The following is a 16,184-nucleotide window of genomic DNA, read 5'->3' on the forward strand; positions in this document are numbered from 1 at the left end:
TATGGGACGACCTGCAGGGTGGATGTTGAAGCTGACGGGGCGAGGGGCGATGCGCTCGCCAGGTGCACCGTCGCTTCGGCGTGAGATGGAGCGGCGGTTCTGGAAGCAGATCGCAACCGGGTGCACAAGCGAGAGGGCTGCCGAAGCGGTGGGCGTATCGTCAGCTGTCGGCTCGCGCTGGTTCCGGCATCGTGGCGGCATGCCATTGTTCATGTACAAACCTGTTTCCGGAAGATATTTATCATTTGCGGAGCGCGAAGAGATTGGACTTCTGCGAGCCCAGGACGTTGGTGTGCGGGAGATCGCCCGCCGCATTGGGAGAAGCCCTTCTACAGTCTCACGAGAGCTGAAACGCAATGCTGCAACTCGCGGAGGCAAGCTCGAATATCGGCCGTCTGTTGCGCAGTGGAAGTCAGAGCTGGTTGCCAGAAGGCCGAAGCCGGCGAAGCTAGTGACGAACCAGCAACTGCACCACTACGTCCAAGACCGCTTGGAAGGCAAGATTCATGATGCTGCTGGCCGTGAGGTTGCCGGCCCTCGACAGGCACCGTTCCAGGGTCGCAACAAACCTCATCGAGGCGACCGAAAATGGGTCAATGGCTGGTCGCCCGAACAGATTGCCAACCGGCTGCACGTCGACTTCCCGGATGACAACTCCATGCGTATCTCTCATGAAGCCATCTACCAAGCGCTCTATATCCAGGGTCGTGGCGCTCTCAAGCGCGAGTTGGTGCACTGCCTGCGTACCGGGCGAGCGTTGCGCGTACCTCGAGGCAGGGCACAAGCCAAGTCATGGGCACACGTGAGCGAGGATGTGATGATCTCCAGTCGCTCCGCAGAGGCGGATGATCGCGCCGTTCCAGGACATTGGGAGGGTGATCTGATCATTGGCTTGAACCGCTCCGCGATCGGCACGCTGGTCGAGCGATCAAGCCGGTTCACAATGCTCGTGCACCTCCCTCGAGAGAGCGGCTATGGACTAGTGCCGCGAACGAAAAATGGCCCCGCGCTGGGAGGCTATGGAGCCGTGACCATGGCCAATGCGCTTAAGAAGACCGTGACGACCCTACCGGCCCATCTGAAGCAATCGTTGACTTGGGACCGAGGCAAAGAGCTATCGGACCATGCCCGGTTCACGATTGAGTCGGGAGTGAAAGTCTTCTTCGCTGATCCCCGTAGCCCATGGCAGCGCGGCACGAACGAAAACACGAATGGCCTCCTGCGGCAGTACTTCGCCAAAGGCACCGACCTGTCCCGATGGAGCGACCAGGAGATCCATGCCGTTGCCAATGCGCTGAACACCAGGCCCCGAAAAACACTAGGCTGGAGGACGCCAGCCGAAGCTTTGAATGAGTACCTAAAATCCAGTCAACAACCCAGTGTTGCGACGACCGGTTGAATCCGCCCAATTCGCCAGCTACGACTGGCAGGACTTCCTGAAGGAGCATGCCTTGGTGCCCAGCATGAGCCGGCGGGGCAACTGCCATGACAACGCCGTGGCCGAGAGCTTCTTCCAGCTCTTGAAGCGCGAAAGGATCCGGAGAAAGATCTACACGACCCGCGAAGACGCTCGCCGGGACGTGTTCGACTACATCGAGATGTTCTATAACCCCAAACGCCGCCACGGCAACAACAACCGGCTCTCGCCGGTGGAGTTCGAGCGGCGGTACTTCAACACGCTCGCGAGTGTCTAGAGAAGTGGGGGCGATTCAACATCGAGCAGGAGCACGTCGATCTGGCCCGAGCTGGCCAACTCCACCGCTTCTTCTCCGTTCTCGACCGCGGCAACAACGCGAACTTGTGCGGACTTTCCGAGCGCCCCCGTTAGAAGGATGCGGACGAACTCGTCGTCGTCGGCGATCCCAACGCGTATGCACTTCGGCGACATAGCCGCAATGTATGTGAGTTAGGGCTACGCTGAAAAAGTCCACCAATCCGCCCTCTCGCGCGTTGATGGAAGTATGAAGCAAATGACCCTCGCCGTGGCCTCCGATGCTGGTTTCGAGCCATACCGCCGGCGCACCCGGCGCGACGAGTTCCTGCAGATGATGGATCGGATCATCCCCTGGGCCGAGCTGTGCGCGGTGGTGCAACCGCACTACGCCAAGGGCCTGGGCGGGCGCCCTCCGATCGGGCTTGAGCGCATGTTGCGCATGCTGTTCGTGCAGCACTGGTTCAACCTGGCTGACGAGGCCTGCGAGGACGCGCTGTACGACATGCCCAGCCTGTGCCACTTCGTGGGCATCGACCTCGGCCGCGAGCGGGCGCCCGATGGCACCACGCTGTTGAAGTTCCGCCGGCTGCTGGAGGACAAGGATCTGGGCAAGCATCTGTTCGCCAAGGTGGGCGAGGTGCTGCAGGCCCGCGGGATGAAGGTGGGCACCGGCACCATCGTGGACGCCACCATCATCGCTGCGCCAAGCTCCACCAAGAACGCCGATGGGCAGCGCGACCCGGAGATGCACCAGACCAAGAAGGGCAACCAGTGGCACTTCGGCATGAAGCTGCACATCGGCGTGGACAGCCACTGGGGCGTGGCTCACAGCGCGGTGGTCACGGCCGCCAACGTGCACGACAAGCACCCGCTGCCCGATCTGCTGCACGGCGATGAGCTCAAGGTCTATGGCGACAGCGCCTACGCGAGACAGGAGGAGCTGATCGCCAGCAAGGCGCCGGCGGCCAAGGACTGCACCAACCAGCGGGTGCGCAAGGTCAATGGCGTGGCCGATGAGATCGAGCGCGCCCGCAACCGCAAGAAGTCCAAGGTGCGCGCCCGCGTCGAGCACGTCTTCGCGGTGATCAAGCGGCAGTGGGGCTTCAGCAAGGTGCGCTATCGCGGCCTGCACAAGAACGCCACGCGGGCGTTCACGATGCTCGCGCTGGCCAACATCTACATGAGCCGAGGGCTGTTGCTGGCCAAAGTCCGCCCGTAGGGGCGATAAGGGGGCCGCGAGGCCTTCGAACCCCCCTTGAAGGGGCATGAAAAGAGCCCGAAACGGGGCCGAAAGCGCGGACTCCCACAATGCGAGATAAGGAAAGTGAGCGACCGGGGAAAACAGGGGCTATTTCAGCGTAGCCTTAGCGCGAGCCGTCTGTGCACACATCGATGTGTCCGCATAACGTTGAAGCTCCTTTACACGTAGGAGCCGAAACGACACCGAGCGACCTAGGGAGACTCGTTTAACACCGGCGTGTTAAGCGGGGTCTCCGCCGTTGTCCACTGAGAGCATTCGAGTTTGCGCGTGCTATCCTTGAGACTCGTTTGACGCTTGCGTCATCCGCAGTCCTCGTGACTGCATTGAACAACACGCAACCTTTGTAGGCCGTCCACCCTCGTGTGGCGGCCGACCTGGCGAAGCAGCGCTGTCCACATCCAAGCTCCCTCGGGAGCTTCGTAGGACTCTCCAACGCGCCGCGCTGCCAGCCTTGGCTGCTGGGGCCTTCCTTGCGGGCCGGAACACATCGTCCTGTGTGCGCTTTCCAAAGAGAGCGCAGACAGGGCGATGTGCCCGGTTTCAGATAGGAGAGTCCCATGCATGCTATCAATTGCCCCAAGGGCCCTGCCCTTCTGGCGAAAGCGGGCGTCTCGTTGTCCGACGCGCAGTGGTTCTACCGGAACCAGCGTGGCGGTGCGACGATGAGCGACACGGCCCGCCTGGATTCGATCCGCCGCAAGGTGTCCTCGTTCCTGGCGCAGTGATCCTCAACCCGCGTGCGTGGTCTTCCATTTCTGGACGTGCTGCGGATCAACCTACTCAACGAGAAAAGGGGCAGCACCTGTCGGCGCTGCCCCTCTTCCACTTTCTGGCTCCCGCTTTTCAGCGTTCGTCTTCCGGCCTGTCGTCCGGGCCAACGTGTGCGGCACCAGCACGTGCGTCTGGATCGTGTGCGCATAGGTACCGCCGCCGCATTTCTGAAACGTGCCGTTTTCCCAGCCGTCCGACTGTTGGGTGGCGGGCACGCCGCGCTCAAAGGACGCGCATGTTCACTCCTTCGGGGCAGTTCGCCCCCGTTGATTATGTTGGTCCGCAGCCGTCGCCGTAGGCGCCCTGCGGGAGCACCCAGTCGTCGATGAAGACGGGATGGTTCCACTCGCGGCTATTCGCGATCGCGACCCACTTCGGATCGAACTCGTACGGGGTGCCGGCGTTGGCCAATTCCTCGACGGTTTTACTGCGATGTATCGTGATCGTGAACCGGCGCTCGTAGTTCGCGATCTGCCCGAATTGCGCGGGCGCGATCGCACGGACCGATGCCCACTGGTTCTTGCCTCCGAAGATGCAAGCGATCCTCTATGTAGCTTGTACGCCAAGAATACAACTTGGCCTGACTGGCGCTCAGACGGGCAAGTGCGTGAACGCGTCCAGCATGCGCGTGTGGGCGCGAGCGCAGTGCCGGACGTAACGCCACGAGCCGTCCCCGAAGCGCCGCAGGTCGTCGTGATACGTCCCGACCATGTACAGGCTGCTCTCACCGGTCGGCAGCGTACGGTAGAGCGCGAAGGGCGTTTCGCTTCGCGCTGCATCGCCGCTCACCTCGACCATTGGGAGGGAGAGCACGTGGAGGCGTTTGGCCGGGTCGCGTACGTGGCGGGGGACCTCACTCACCGTCTTGCGCAGAAGTTCCAACGGCTGCGACCACCAAGGTGTCCAGCGTTGCAGTTCAGGGCTATAAGAGGTGATCTCATAAGCGCCATCGGCATCGAAGAGCGCGATCCAGTCCGCAAGCTTTTCGTCATCGAGGAGCCACGCGGTCTGCAGGACGATACGCTGCACGGCCGCAATGTCGTGGTCGAGAGCCCCCGTCATGCCGTGACCTCCGCCGTGGGACTTGCGGACGAGCCGTAGGGTGCGCTTGCGGGCCGGCCCATCAGGCGCTCCCACTCCTGATAGTAGGCGCGCAAGTTGGCGTCGTCTGTCGGATTCAAGTTTTCTTCGCGCGCGAGGATGCTGTAGCGCACGGCATCGGCCTTCATCGAGCGGTACTGCGATTCGACAGCGAGCAGATCCTCCGGCAAGTTCCGCCCCGCCGGGCCCCAGAACATGTTGTGGTGGCGCTGGCGCACTTCGCGCGTTGCCTCGTCGTCGCCTTTTAATCCGATGCCGCGCCATTCGATGAGCACGCTCTGCTCATCCAGCGGAATCATGCGATCCACGCGGACGACGTTAGAGCGGATGTTCACCATCAAATCGGGGAAAAAGTTGACCACCCGCATTTCGTTGTCCTGCAGCCCGGGGAGCGTGCCGCCCGTGATGTTGTCGTAGCCGCCGCGTTCGTAGGCGACAGTGGCCTGTCCGTCAGACCAGTAGCCACTGTGGCCGTGCGGAAAGAGCCGCAGCCGCATCGGGCTCGTCTTCCCCAGCACCCACGGCTGCGTTTGCCGGTTAATGGCGTGCAGCATGCTGTGGTATCGCTCGCTGTTGTTGTCCTGCCAAAGCTTCCAGTTGGTCTTGACGATGGCCTTGTGAAAGTGGAAGACCTCCAGTGGCGCATCGCCGAGTGGCTGTCGTAGCGGCTCAAGGACGTCCCCGAGGAATTGGACGAGCGGCTCGGCCTGGTCGTCCAGGTTGACGAACACGAAGCCGAACACCAACTCGGCGCGAACTGGGACGAGACCGAGCTTCGTCTTGTCCAGACCAACTGCTTCATAGCCTTCGGGCTTGGCCACGGCACGCAGTTGACCGTCTAGCCCATAGTTCCAGTGATGATAGAAGCACGTGAACGAGCGCGCATTGCCCGATTCCGTACGCACGACTTCGGCGGCGCGGTGGCGGCATACGTTGTAGAACGAGCGCACGGCGCCCGCTTCGTCGCGCACCACGACGATGGGCTTACCGGCTACCTGTGTGCAACGGAAGTCGCCGGCTTTCGCGAGCTCGCTTTCATGGCAGACGAACTGCCAGGTCTTCGCGAAGATGTTCTCCTGCTCCGCGCGGAAGATCGCGGGGTCCGTGAAGATGCGATTGTCGAGATAGTGCGTGGGCGGCAGAGACGGCGGGATGTGGCCAGGATTCATGGGGGTTACTCCGGTTTCACGTCGGCTTGCTGCGCCACGCGGGCCCATGTCGTGGCCTCACGCTGGAGAAAGCGGCCGAAGTCTTCAGGCGTGTTCGCGACGATGTCGAACTCGGCGGCGGCGATGCTGCCTTGTGCGCTGGGCGAGCGCAGCGCCTTCGCGATATCTTCCTGGATCTTGCGGACGATGGGCGCCGGTGTCGTCGCCGGCGCGAGGAAGCCGATCCAGACCGGCGCTTCCAAATTCGGGAAACCCGCTTCGGCCATGGACGGAACACCGGGCAGGGACTTGAGGCGCTTCCCGCCGGTGATCGCCAGCGCTTTCAGCTTGCCGTCCTTCACATAGGGAAGCACGTTGGCCGAGGCAAACACGCCGGCGCTCGTCTGCTTGCCGAGCAGGTCGGTCAGCGCCGGACCCGCGCCCTTGTATGGGATGTGCCTGACGTCGATGCCCGCGCGTGACTTAAAAAGCTCCATGGTCAGGTGTGAGGCACTGCCAGTGCCGATCGAGCCGTAGTTGAGACGCGAGTCCGGCTTTTTCGCAAGTGCCACGAATTCGCCAAGCGTGTTGACGGGCAGGTCGGGATTCACCACCAGCACCTGTTCGGAGGTGACTCCGAGGGTGACTGGCGCGAGCTCCTTGATGTCGTATTGCAGGTTCTTGGAAAGGAACGTACTAATGACGAGCGGGTTGAATCCGACCAGCAATGTGTGGCCATCTCCCGGCGCCTTCGCGACGAGCGCCGCGGCAATATTGCCTGACGCGCCCGGCCGGGGCTCGGCGATGACGGGTTGCCCCCACATCTCCTGGAGCCGTGGCGCAACGAGGCGTGCGACGAGATCCACTGTGCCGCCTGAGGCGGGAACGACGATGCGGACCGTCTTGGTAGGGGTCCAACGTTGCGCGAAGGCGGGTGCCCCAATCAGAGAGGCGGCAAATCCGAGCCCCATCGCGCGGCGCACACGGTTGGGTGATGAGGAGGTAGTCATGATCCGATCTTAGTGCGCACACCGAGCGGACCAGTCGAGGATTTCCCGGTAAGTGTCCGCTCTATGGACGCCAATCAGAGTTCAAAGAAACATTGAAATCTCTCGCGCCGTACGGATAGCTTCGCGCTGGCACTCGCGCAGCAGGGGACCGCGCAGGCGCAGCCCGGAACCGAAGATGCACACGGCCGCCACAGCCTCCCCGGTGCGGGCGATGACAGGGGTAGCCACGGCCACCGACCCCGCGATCAATTCGCTGTGAGTTACAAGCACCCCATCGGCGAGCACGGCTGCGATTTCCTTCAGCGCAAGTTCACGGTCGCGCCGCGAAGCGAGCGCGAGCGCGGCGCGGCGTTGCTCGGGCTGCATGTGGGCGAGCAAGACCTTTCCACTCGCGCCCCGGTAGAGAGGTTCGGAATAGCCCATGCCGCGGCTGAGAGAGAGGGGTTGCGGGCTCTTGTGCTCGAAGACGCACATGCGATGGGTGGGCGAAATTGGCATCATCAGTCCCACCGTCTCCTGCGTCTCCTGCCAAAGCCGTTCGAGCGGCCCGGTCGCCAACGCCACCAGCGCAGGTGCCGGTGTCCACGACTGGGCCAGGAGACCGAACCTGGGACCGAGTTGGAAGCGCAGCGGCGAACCGAACGAATAGATAAGCCCTTTCGCCTCGAGCGTTCGAAGGAGGCGGTATAGGGTCGGTCGCGACAATCCCGTGCGCTCCTGCAGGGCGGGCAGGTCGAGCACAGGCTGGTCTTGATTAAAGCTGAATAGCACGTCGACCGCGCGCTCGACGGAGCGCACGGATTCGCTTTCGCGACCTTTCGTCTTGCCGGGTGCTGCCTTGTTGGTTGCGCTCATTAGCCGGTGTTCATTCTGTGGACAGTGTAGGCAGTACCGCGGATACGCTCCGGGCGCGTAATGCGTACGCTGTCGGGGATCGGCAGTGTAGTGGGATGCGGGCATCCGGCCCGGGTTTGTCCATACTGCGGACCATCTAAAGCAAGACCGACAACTGTGACGACGCATCACGACTACGCGCCCCCAGCGACAATTGCGCGGCCACCGTTCGCCTGCGCTACGAGGCGGCATTTTGACTCGCGCGAGACAGCATGAGCACATCATCCGGTGAGTTGACCGTCCGTATCACGGCGAAAACCCAGGAGGCGCTTGACATCTGCGCCTTCGAACTGAGGGCGGTTCACGCGCCGTCGCTGCCGGCGTTCTCCGCCGGCTCGCACATCGACGTGCACATCGGCGGTTTTACGAGACAGTATTCCCTGTGCAACGACCCGTCAGAGAATCATCGCTACCTGATCGCCGTCCTGAAGGACGCGAAGGGCCGCGGCGGCTCAGCGGCGATGCACGAGCAGCTGCATCCAGGCGACACGATCCACATCAGCGTGCCGCGCAACCACTTCCATCTGGCCAGCGGTGCCCGTCGCCACCTGCTGGTTGCGGGCGGGATCGGTGTGACACCGGTCCTCTGCATGGCGGAGCGGCTTGCCAGCCTGGGCGCCGATTTCGAGATGCATTACTGCGCCCGCTCTCCGGAGCGCGCGGCGTTCCGCTCGCGCATCGAGCAATCAGGGTTTGCTTCGCGCGTGTGCTTCCATTTCGATGACGGCTCGCAGGAGCAGAAGCTCGACATCCCAGCGCTGCTGCAGACGCCAGAACCGGGGGTGCATGTGTATGTCTGCGGGCCAAAGGGTTTCATGGACGCCGTCCTGCGCAGTGCGCGTGAGCGCGGTTGGCCCGAGGACCAATTGCACTACGAGTTCTTCGCGTCAGATGCAGCCGCCCCGCGGCAGGACGATGGCAGCTTCAGCGTCAAGCTCGCCAGCTCGGGCCGGGTGATCCCCGTGCGGGCCGACCAGAGCGTCTCGCAGGCCCTGAACGCAGCAGGTGTGGGGGTGGTGACCTCATGCGAGCAGGGTGTCTGCGGCACCTGCGTCACGCGCGTGCTGGAGGGTATTCCAGATCACCGCGACATGTACTTCACACCCCAGGAACAGGCTGCGAATGACCAGTTCACCCCTTGCTGCTCGCGTGCCAGGACGCCGCTGCTGGTACTCGACCTGTAAGGTCGGTCCAGCCCGGTGGCCCGGGCGGGCCGGCAAGGGCTAGGCCGTGCCGCTGGCGAGGCAATGTTCCAGGAAGGTGCGGGAGGCGGTCCCGAGATGCCTGGCCCTGTGCACTACCACGGAGAGCGTGCGGCGCTTCGGCGGCAGCGTAGTGGCGAGTTCCACCAGCCAGCCGCGATCCACGGCGCCCGCGACTGCGTGCCGCGACAGGCAGCCCAGGCCCAGGCCCGAGGCGACCGCGCGCTTGACTGCCTCGTTGCTGCCGAGTTCCATCCCGACGTCCACGTCGGACAGGTGCGGGATCAGCCAGCGGTCGGAAGCCTCACGGGTCCCGGAGCCAGGCTCGCGCAGGATCCAGCTGGCTTCCGACAGCTTGCGCAGGGTGGCGCGCCGGGCCGCCAACGGGTGGTTGCGCGCGGCCACGACCACGATCTCGTCGGTGCGCCACCGGCGCACCAGGAGGTCGGGGTGGGTGTGCTCCCCCTCCATGAAGCCGATGTCGACCCGGAAAGCCGCGAGGGCCTCGAGCACGTCGCGGGTGTTCGAAATGTCCAGCCGCACCCGCGCCGCCGGATGGCGCCGCTTCCAGTCCACGATCAGGTCGGGCAGCAGGTACTCGCCGATCGTGTAGCTGGCGGCGATCCGCAGGGGGGCCGCGTGCGCTTCCTTGAACAGCGATTCGGCTTCCAGCGCCTGTTCGACGATCCCGGTGGCCTTGGGCAGCAGGGCGCGGCCGTTCTCGTTGAGCACCAGCCTGCGCCCGACCCGGTCGAACACCTGCGCGCCGAGCGCGGATTCCAGTTCCGCCAGTGCGCTGCTGGCCGCGGATTGCGACCGCGCCACGCGCCCGGCCGCCGCGCGCATCGACCCGCTGCGCGCGATGGACGCGAAGACCTCCAGCTGCGACAGGGTCAGGCGCGCGCGCTGATCGGTTTTATCGGTCATGGAGATCGCAATTATTCGCTTTACCCGGATATAAGCAAATTCTACGATGGGGTCATGTTCAAGTTCCTCTCCGGTGCTCCCCTGCACGACCCCACGGCCAGCAAGACCGCCGAGACCGAGGTCAAGACCACCACGTGCTACATGTGCGCCTGTCGGTGCGGCATCCGCGTGCACCTGCGCGATGGCGAAGTCCGCTACATCGACGGCAATCCGGATCACCCCCTCAACAAGGGAGTGATCTGCGCCAAGGGCAGCTCCGGCATCATGAAGCAGGCCTCACCGGCTCGCCTGATGCAGCCGCTGCTGCGCAAGCCGGGAAGCGACCGCGGGGCCGGCGAGTTCGAGCCGATCTCCTGGGAGCGCGCCTTCGACCTGCTGTCGCAGCGCCTGGGGCACCTGCGCGCCACCGATCCGAAGAAATTCGCGCTGTTCACCGGACGCGACCAGATGCAGGCGCTCACCGGGCTGTTCGCGCGCCAGTTCGGCACGCCGAACTACGCCGCGCACGGCGGCTTCTGCTCGGTGAACATGGCGGCGGGCATGATCTACACGGTGGGCGGCAGCTTCTGGGAGTTCGGCGGCCCGGACCTCGAGCGGGCCAAGCTGTTCGTGATGATCGGCACGGCCGAAGACCACCACAGCAACCCGATGAAGATCGCGCTCGGCCAGTTCAAGCGCGCGGGCGGCCGCTTCATTTCCATCAACCCGGTGCGCACCGGGTATTCCGCGATCGCCGACGAATGGATCCCGATCCGCCCGGGGACCGACGGCGCGCTGTTCATGGCGCTGCTGCACGAGTTGATCGGCACCGGCCTGGTCGACCGCCCGTTCCTGCAGCGCTACACCAATGCGCCGCAACTGGTGGTGCTGGACGAGGGCGAACGCGAGGGCCTGTTCGCGTTCGATCCCGCTGCGGGTCCGCCAGGGGACGGGCGCAATCCGCACAACAAGCTGGCGTGGGACCTGGCCAGCGGCGGCCCGGTGGCCGCCTACCCGCAAGGCGTCGAAGATGGCCGCATGCTGGCGCTCGAGGGCCACTTCACGCTGCCGGACGGAACGCGGGTCGCTCCTTCCTTCCAGCTGCTGCGCGAGCGCGTGGCCGACACTACTCCCGAGTGGGCCGAAGGCATCACCGGCATCCCGGCCGCGCGCATCCGCGAACTGGCCCGCGAGCTCGGCGAGACGGCCCTGCACCAAGCCTTCGAACTGCCGATCCCCTGGACCGACGCCTGGGGCAAGAAGCACCCGACGACCCAGGGGCGACCGGTGGCCTTCCATGCCATGCGCGGGCTGGCGGCCCACTCCAACGGCTTCCAGACCGTGCGCTCGCTGGCGATCCTCATGAGCGTGCTGGGCACGATCGATGCGCCGGGGGGCTTCCGGCACAAGGCGCCCTATCCGCGGCACATCGTCCCGAACTATCGCGCCTTCAACGACCCCGGCCTCGTGCAGCCCAACACGCCGCTGAACGCGGCGCCGCTCGGGTTTCCCGCCAGCCCCGAGGAGCTGGCGGTGCACCCCGACGGCACGCCGCTGCGCATCGACCACGCGTTCTCCTGGGAGCATCCGCTGTCGGCCCACGGAATGATGCACAACGTGATCACCAACGCGACGCGCGGCGATCCCTACCGCATCGACACGCTCCTGATCTTCATGGCGAACATGGCGTGGAACTCCACGATGAACACCATGGGCGTGCGCGAGATGCTCAACCAGAAGGACGAGACCGGCGAGTACAAGATCCCCTTCCTGGTGGTGTGCGACGCCTTCCAGAGCGAGATGGTCGCTTTCGCCGACCTGGTGCTGCCGGATACCACCTACCTTGAACGCCACGACGTCATGAGCATGCTGGACCGGCCGATCTCCGAGTTCGACGGCCCGGTCGATTCGGTGCGGGTACCGGTGGTGCCGCCCAGCGGCCAGTGCAAGCCGTTCCAGGAGGTGCTGATCGAGCTCGCTTCGCGCCTGAAGTTCCCCGCCTTCACGCGGGAGGACGGCAGCCGCAAGTTCAAGGACTACCCGGACTTCGTCGTCAACTTCCAGGCGCAGCCGGGTGTCGGCTTCCTCATGGGGTGGCGGGGCAAGGATGGGCAGGACCACCTGCGCGGCGAGCCGAATCCCAACCAGTGGGAGATGTACGCCAAGAACAACTGCGTGTTCCAGTACCACATGCCGGCCGACCAGCAGTTCATGCGCAACTGGAACCAGCCCTACCTCGACTTCGCCAAGGACAAGGGCTGGCGGCAGAGAAACGATCCGGTGCAGCTCGCCATCTATTCCGACACGTTGCAAAGCTTCCGGCTCGCGGCGCAAGGCAAGACCCGGGGCCGCCAGCCGCCCGAGCGGCTGCGCGCGCGCATCGAGCAGTACTTCGATCCCTTGCCCTTCTGGTACCCGCCGCTGGAAGACGCCTGCACCGACACCGAGGCGTTCCCCTTGGCGGCGATCACCCAGCGACCGATGGCGATGTACCACTCGTGGGACTCGCAGAACGCCTGGCTGCGTCAGATCCACAGCCACAACTACCTGCACGTCAATCCGCTCACCGCCGGCGCCGCCGGCATCGCGGACGGCGGCTGGTGCTGGGTGGAAAGCAAGTGGGGCCGGGTTCGCTGCATGGTCCGCTACAGCGAGGCGGTGGAACCCAACACGGTCTGGACCTGGAACGCGATCGGCAAGGCCAGCGGCGCCTGGCAGCTGGCCCCGGCGGCCAACGAATCGCGCCTGGGCTTCCTGCTGAACCACCTGATCACCGAGGAGTTGCCGGACGGCGACCGCAGGATCAGCAACTCCGACCCTATCACCGGCCAGGCCGGCTGGTACGACGTGCGGGTGCGCATCCGGCCCGCCGAACCGGCCGAGCCCACCGAGACATTGCCGCAGGCCGCGACGCTGCACGTGGTCGCCGCCCCCGCTGAACGACAAGGAAGTCCCCGATGAATGCAATCCAACCCGCCGACACGCTGGCCAGGCAGCTGGCGCTCGTCATCGACCTCAACGTGTGCGTCGGCTGCCACGCGTGCGTCACTTCGTGCAAGGAGTGGAACACCTCGGGCGCCGCGGGCCCGCTGACGGACCTGAACACCCGTGGCGCGCAGCCCACGGGCACCTTCTTCAACCGCGTGCAGACCTACGAGGCCGGCGCCTTCCCGGTGACCGAGACCATCCATTTTCCCAAGAGCTGCCTGCACTGCGAGGAGCCCCCCTGCGTGCCCGTCTGCCCCACCGGGGCGAGCTACAAGCGCGCCGAGGACGGCATCGTGCTGGTCGACTACGACAAGTGCATCGGCTGCAAGTACTGCGCCTGGGCGTGCCCCTACGGTGCCCGCGAGTTCGACGAGGAACGCAAGGTGATGACCAAGTGCACGCTCTGCGTCGACCGCGTCTACGACGAACACTTGCCGCCGCAGGACCGCAAGCCGGCCTGCGTGAAAGCCTGCCCGACCGGCGCGCGGCTGTTCGGCGACGTGAAGGACCCGGACTCCGAGGTCTCGCAGGCGATCCGCGAGCGCGGCGGCTACCAGCTGATGCCCGAATGGGGCACGCAGCCGGCGAACCAGTACCTGCCGCGCGTGCGGACGGCGGCGGTAGCGGGCGGCCGCGGCGCCGGGAGCGCGGCCACGGAGCGCCCGGCGACCGTCGACGCACTGAAGCCCACCCTGGCGGCCCTGTGCGCCGGGACGCAGGAGGCCTGAGATGAATCCCGCCTGGTCGATCATTCTCTTCACCACCATGGCGGGCTCCGCCCAGGGACTGGTGGTGGCCCTTGCCGTGGCCTGCCTGGCCGGCGCGGACCTGGGCCGCGCCTTCGTAGGGGGCTTGCTGGCAGCGGCCACGGTCCTGCTGGTGGCGGCGCTGGTGGCTTCCTTCTTCCACCTGGGACACCGGATGCGGGCCTGGCGGGCCGCGCTGATGTGGCGCACCTCCTGGATGTCGCGCGAGGTGATCGTGCTGCCGGCCTTCATCGGGCTGGTGGGCGCGTGGGCGGTCGCCGCCCTGGCGGGCGCGCCCGATGTGCTCGTGCTCCGGGTGCTGCCGGTGCTCGCCATCGCCCTGTCGCTGCTGCTGTGGCTGTGCACGGCGATGATCTACGCCTGCCTGCGCTTCATCCAGGAATGGGCCCATCCGCTGACGGTCGTCAACTACACCTTGATCGGCCTGTCGTCCGGGCTGGTGCTGGCGGGCGCCGCCGGCGTGCTGGCCGGGCAGCGCGAGTTCGTCGGGGCACTGAGCGGCTGGACCGTCGCCGCGACGCTTGCGGCATGGCTGGGCCGCGCCCTGGCATTGCGCCGCAACGCGGCGCTGAAGCCACGCTCCACGCTGCAAAGCGCCACCGGTATCCACAACCCGCAGCTGGTGCAGCGCGCCATGGGCATGACGGGCGGCTCGTTCAACACCCGCGAGTTCTTCCACCGGGCGTCGCTGCAAGCGGTGCGCCGCACCCGCGTCGGCTTCCAGCTGCTCGCATTCGCCGCGCCGCTGGTGCTGGTGTGCATGGCGATGCTGGGCGCGGGCACTGGCTGGTGGCTGGTGGCGCTGCCGGTGCAGTCGGCAGGACTGCTCGCCGAGCGCTGGTTCTTCTTCGCCCAGGCCCGCCATCCGCAGAACCTCTACTACCAGGTCGTGTCATGACGCCGTCCCCCGCCGTGCCCGACCGGGTGCTGGAGTTCGAGGCGCCCGAGGTGCACGCGCTGGTCTGGCTCCCGCTGGCAGTGCGCTACAAGCTGGACGTCATCGGTTGCCGGCTCCGCCTGGCGCAATGGCAAGCGATCGCGCCGGCCGCACGCGCGGCCTTGCTGGCGTGCGCCGCGGGCGAGCCGTTCCGCCGGCTGCTGCTGGACCTGGTACCCGACGCCACCCTGCAGGCGGGTCGGGATACGGCGCTGATCGGCTCCTATGAGTGCTACCTTGCCGGGCGGCTCGCGCGCCCGCGCGCAGCGGCCCCGGCGCTGCATTCGGGTCCGCCGAACGCCCCGTTCATGTAAGCCGGATTCCGTTGGCGGCCGCGCCACCCAGAATGCCCACATGCAAATCACAACTGCCTTGCAATCCGATGCCCGCACGCCCGTGCGCCGCCGGGGTGGCGGCGCTGGCCGTCGCCCCGGCGCGTGCCCAGACGCGGCCCGGGGCGTCACCACCATCGTGGTGCCGCAGGCCGCCGGGGGCGCCGTCGACATCGGCGCGCGCGCCATGGCCGAGTTCCTCTCCACGGCCAAGGCCACCCCGACGATCGTCGTGAACAAGCCTGGCGCGGCCGGCGAGATCGCTGCCAGTTTCGTGGCGGGGGCTTCGCCCGATGGTGCAACCCTGCTGATGGGCAACAGCAGCACCATGGTGGTCGCGCCGCAGGGGTCAAGAAGACGCGCTACGACCCGTCGCCGACTTCCGCCCTTTGGGCGGCATCCTGCTGCTCGACACCATCCTCGTGGCGAACCAGTCGCTCGGCTTCCGCAGCCTGGCGGACGGTCACAATTACATCAGCCTTGTGGAGCGAGGACGGACTGCTCCCGCTCTTGACTGGATTGCTGCAATCGCCCGAGCACTCCAGAGGAAGCCGTCCCAGTTGGTTCGCGCTGCGGAAAAGATGACCGCCGTCGGTTAGGAGTCCCGCGGAGCCAGCAGGACCGGTCGTCGTAGCACCCGCTAAGCCGGGCGTCCGGCCGTGCTGGGGCGTTCCGGGGGAAAGCCTTCCCCCCGGGCTTGAAGGCGTGGACAACTCTGCGAGTTGCCCACCCCACGCCCTCCCCCCTTCTTATCTAAAGAGCGAACGAGCTCCCCTTTCTGGAGGAGGTCTGTGGCAGTCTGGGGCGCCGTGCCGGTCCCGCTACCCAGCTCATTTCGCGGGAAAACAGCTTGACTACATAGGCGGCACGAGGTCCGCGACCACCCGAGAAAGTACGCAGGGTGAGGAACCACGCGCCACTTGCGCATGAGCGTAAGCGGTAAGCCAGCGGCGTCCTTCCCTTCCGATCCGCCGCTGCCCAGAATGCCTGCATCGACAACGGTCAAGGAGCAGGCGAAATGGAAGGCATCAAGCGACGGCGTCTGGGCAGCGAGGCATGGCAGGAGCTGCTGCGGCGGCATGCGTCCAGCGGGGAGCCTGTCAGCACGTTCTGCCAGCGCGAGGGCGTGACCACGCACAGTTACCGGCGCTGG

General features: G+C 65.6%; 15 protein-coding genes and 1 pseudogene. 10 read left to right on the plus strand and 6 right to left on the minus strand.

The features are described from left to right. Positions 1-22: 22 nt before the first annotated feature. Positions 23-1,399 (plus strand): IS30 family transposase, encoded by a 1,377-nt coding sequence (locus ACO2Q9_RS20500; RefSeq protein ID WP_423314211.1) that lies wholly within the window; start codon positions 23-25, stop codon positions 1,397-1,399. A gap of 7 nt (positions 1,400-1,406) precedes the next feature. Then, a pseudogene (locus tag ACO2Q9_RS20505) lies at positions 1,407-1,694 on the plus strand (IS3 family transposase); the annotation flags it as partial. Here the strand turns inward: ACO2Q9_RS20505 and ACO2Q9_RS20510 are convergent. Further along, entirely contained in the window at positions 1,691-1,888 is a 198-nt protein-coding gene (locus tag ACO2Q9_RS20510; RefSeq protein ID WP_423314186.1) for a response regulator, read from the minus strand. The pseudogene ACO2Q9_RS20505 and the gene ACO2Q9_RS20510 overlap by 4 nt on opposite strands. A gap of 73 nt (positions 1,889-1,961) precedes the next feature. On the opposite strand from ACO2Q9_RS20510, the gene ACO2Q9_RS20515 reads away from it, so the two are divergent. Together ACO2Q9_RS20515 and ACO2Q9_RS20520 are read left to right on the plus strand one after the other, a co-directional pair. Then, on the plus strand, positions 1,962-2,933 hold the full coding sequence (locus ACO2Q9_RS20515) for an IS5 family transposase (RefSeq protein WP_423314187.1): 972 nt from the start codon (positions 1,962-1,964) through the stop codon (positions 2,931-2,933). 599 nt (positions 2,934-3,532) lie between these two features. Further along, the gene (locus ACO2Q9_RS20520) at positions 3,533-3,700 is read left to right on the plus strand and encodes a hypothetical protein (protein WP_423314189.1); all 168 of its coding nucleotides are present in this window, start codon (positions 3,533-3,535) and stop codon (positions 3,698-3,700) included. A 637-nt stretch (positions 3,701-4,337) separates the two neighbouring features. On the opposite strand, the gene ACO2Q9_RS20525 is transcribed toward ACO2Q9_RS20520, so the two are convergent. From ACO2Q9_RS20525 to ACO2Q9_RS20540, 4 genes are all read right to left on the minus strand, one after another. Next, complete coding sequence (locus ACO2Q9_RS20525; protein ID WP_423314190.1) at positions 4,338-4,808, minus strand: nuclear transport factor 2 family protein; 471 nt, start codon at positions 4,806-4,808, stop codon at positions 4,338-4,340. After that, positions 4,805-6,016 (minus strand): aromatic ring-hydroxylating oxygenase subunit alpha, encoded by a 1,212-nt coding sequence (locus ACO2Q9_RS20530; protein ID WP_423314192.1) that lies wholly within the window; start codon positions 6,014-6,016, stop codon positions 4,805-4,807. Before ACO2Q9_RS20530 ends, ACO2Q9_RS20525 begins: the two co-directional genes overlap by 4 nt. A gap of 5 nt (positions 6,017-6,021) precedes the next feature. Continuing rightward, on the minus strand, positions 6,022-7,005 hold the full coding sequence (locus ACO2Q9_RS20535; protein ID WP_423314194.1) for a Bug family tripartite tricarboxylate transporter substrate binding protein: 984 nt from the start codon (positions 7,003-7,005) through the stop codon (positions 6,022-6,024). An 81-nt stretch (positions 7,006-7,086) separates the two neighbouring features. Next, entirely contained in the window at positions 7,087-7,860 is a 774-nt protein-coding gene (locus tag ACO2Q9_RS20540; RefSeq protein ID WP_423314196.1) for an IclR family transcriptional regulator, read from the minus strand. Between the two features lie 251 nt (positions 7,861-8,111). Here ACO2Q9_RS20540 and ACO2Q9_RS20545 point away from each other — a divergent pair, with 251 nt between their 5' ends. Next, positions 8,112-9,083 carry a PDR/VanB family oxidoreductase gene (locus tag ACO2Q9_RS20545; RefSeq protein WP_423314198.1) on the plus strand — a complete coding sequence of 324 codons (972 nt, stop codon included), beginning with the start codon at positions 8,112-8,114 and terminating at the stop codon, positions 9,081-9,083. Positions 9,084-9,122: 39 nt separating this feature from the next. Here the strand turns inward: ACO2Q9_RS20545 and ACO2Q9_RS20550 are convergent, their stop codons facing one another. Beyond that, a complete protein-coding gene (locus ACO2Q9_RS20550) occupies positions 9,123-10,028 on the minus strand; it encodes a LysR family transcriptional regulator (protein WP_423314200.1) in 906 nt (301 codons plus the stop codon). Between the two features lie 54 nt (positions 10,029-10,082). On the opposite strand from ACO2Q9_RS20550, the gene ACO2Q9_RS20555 reads away from it, so the two are divergent. Genes ACO2Q9_RS20555 through ACO2Q9_RS20575 form a run of 5 tightly spaced genes read left to right on the plus strand, consistent with a single transcriptional unit; the run spans position 10,083 to position 15,545 of the window. Next, the gene (locus ACO2Q9_RS20555) at positions 10,083-12,968 is read left to right on the plus strand and encodes a molybdopterin-dependent oxidoreductase (protein WP_423314202.1); all 2,886 of its coding nucleotides are present in this window, start codon (positions 10,083-10,085) and stop codon (positions 12,966-12,968) included. After that, the gene (locus ACO2Q9_RS20560) at positions 12,965-13,723 is read left to right on the plus strand and encodes a 4Fe-4S dicluster domain-containing protein (RefSeq protein ID WP_423314204.1); all 759 of its coding nucleotides are present in this window, start codon (positions 12,965-12,967) and stop codon (positions 13,721-13,723) included. Before ACO2Q9_RS20555 ends, ACO2Q9_RS20560 begins: the two co-directional genes overlap by 4 nt. 1 nt (position 13,724) lies before the next feature. Beyond that, a complete protein-coding gene (locus tag ACO2Q9_RS20565; protein WP_423314206.1) occupies positions 13,725-14,660 on the plus strand; it encodes a dimethyl sulfoxide reductase anchor subunit family protein in 936 nt (311 codons plus the stop codon). Next, positions 14,657-15,013, plus strand: coding sequence for a nitrate reductase associated protein (locus tag ACO2Q9_RS20570; protein ID WP_423314207.1), 357 nt, complete (start codon positions 14,657-14,659; stop codon positions 15,011-15,013). Before ACO2Q9_RS20565 ends, ACO2Q9_RS20570 begins: the two co-directional genes overlap by 4 nt. Positions 15,014-15,053: 40 nt before the next feature. Further along, positions 15,054-15,545, plus strand: a complete 492-nt coding sequence (locus tag ACO2Q9_RS20575) for a tripartite tricarboxylate transporter substrate-binding protein (protein ID WP_423314209.1) — start codon at positions 15,054-15,056, stop codon at positions 15,543-15,545. Positions 15,546-16,184 lie beyond the last annotated feature (639 nt).

Origin of the sequence: Variovorax sp. VNK109 (assembly GCF_049445855.1) — a bacterium.
GTDB lineage: Bacteria > Pseudomonadota > Gammaproteobacteria > Burkholderiales > Burkholderiaceae_C > JAGOCV01.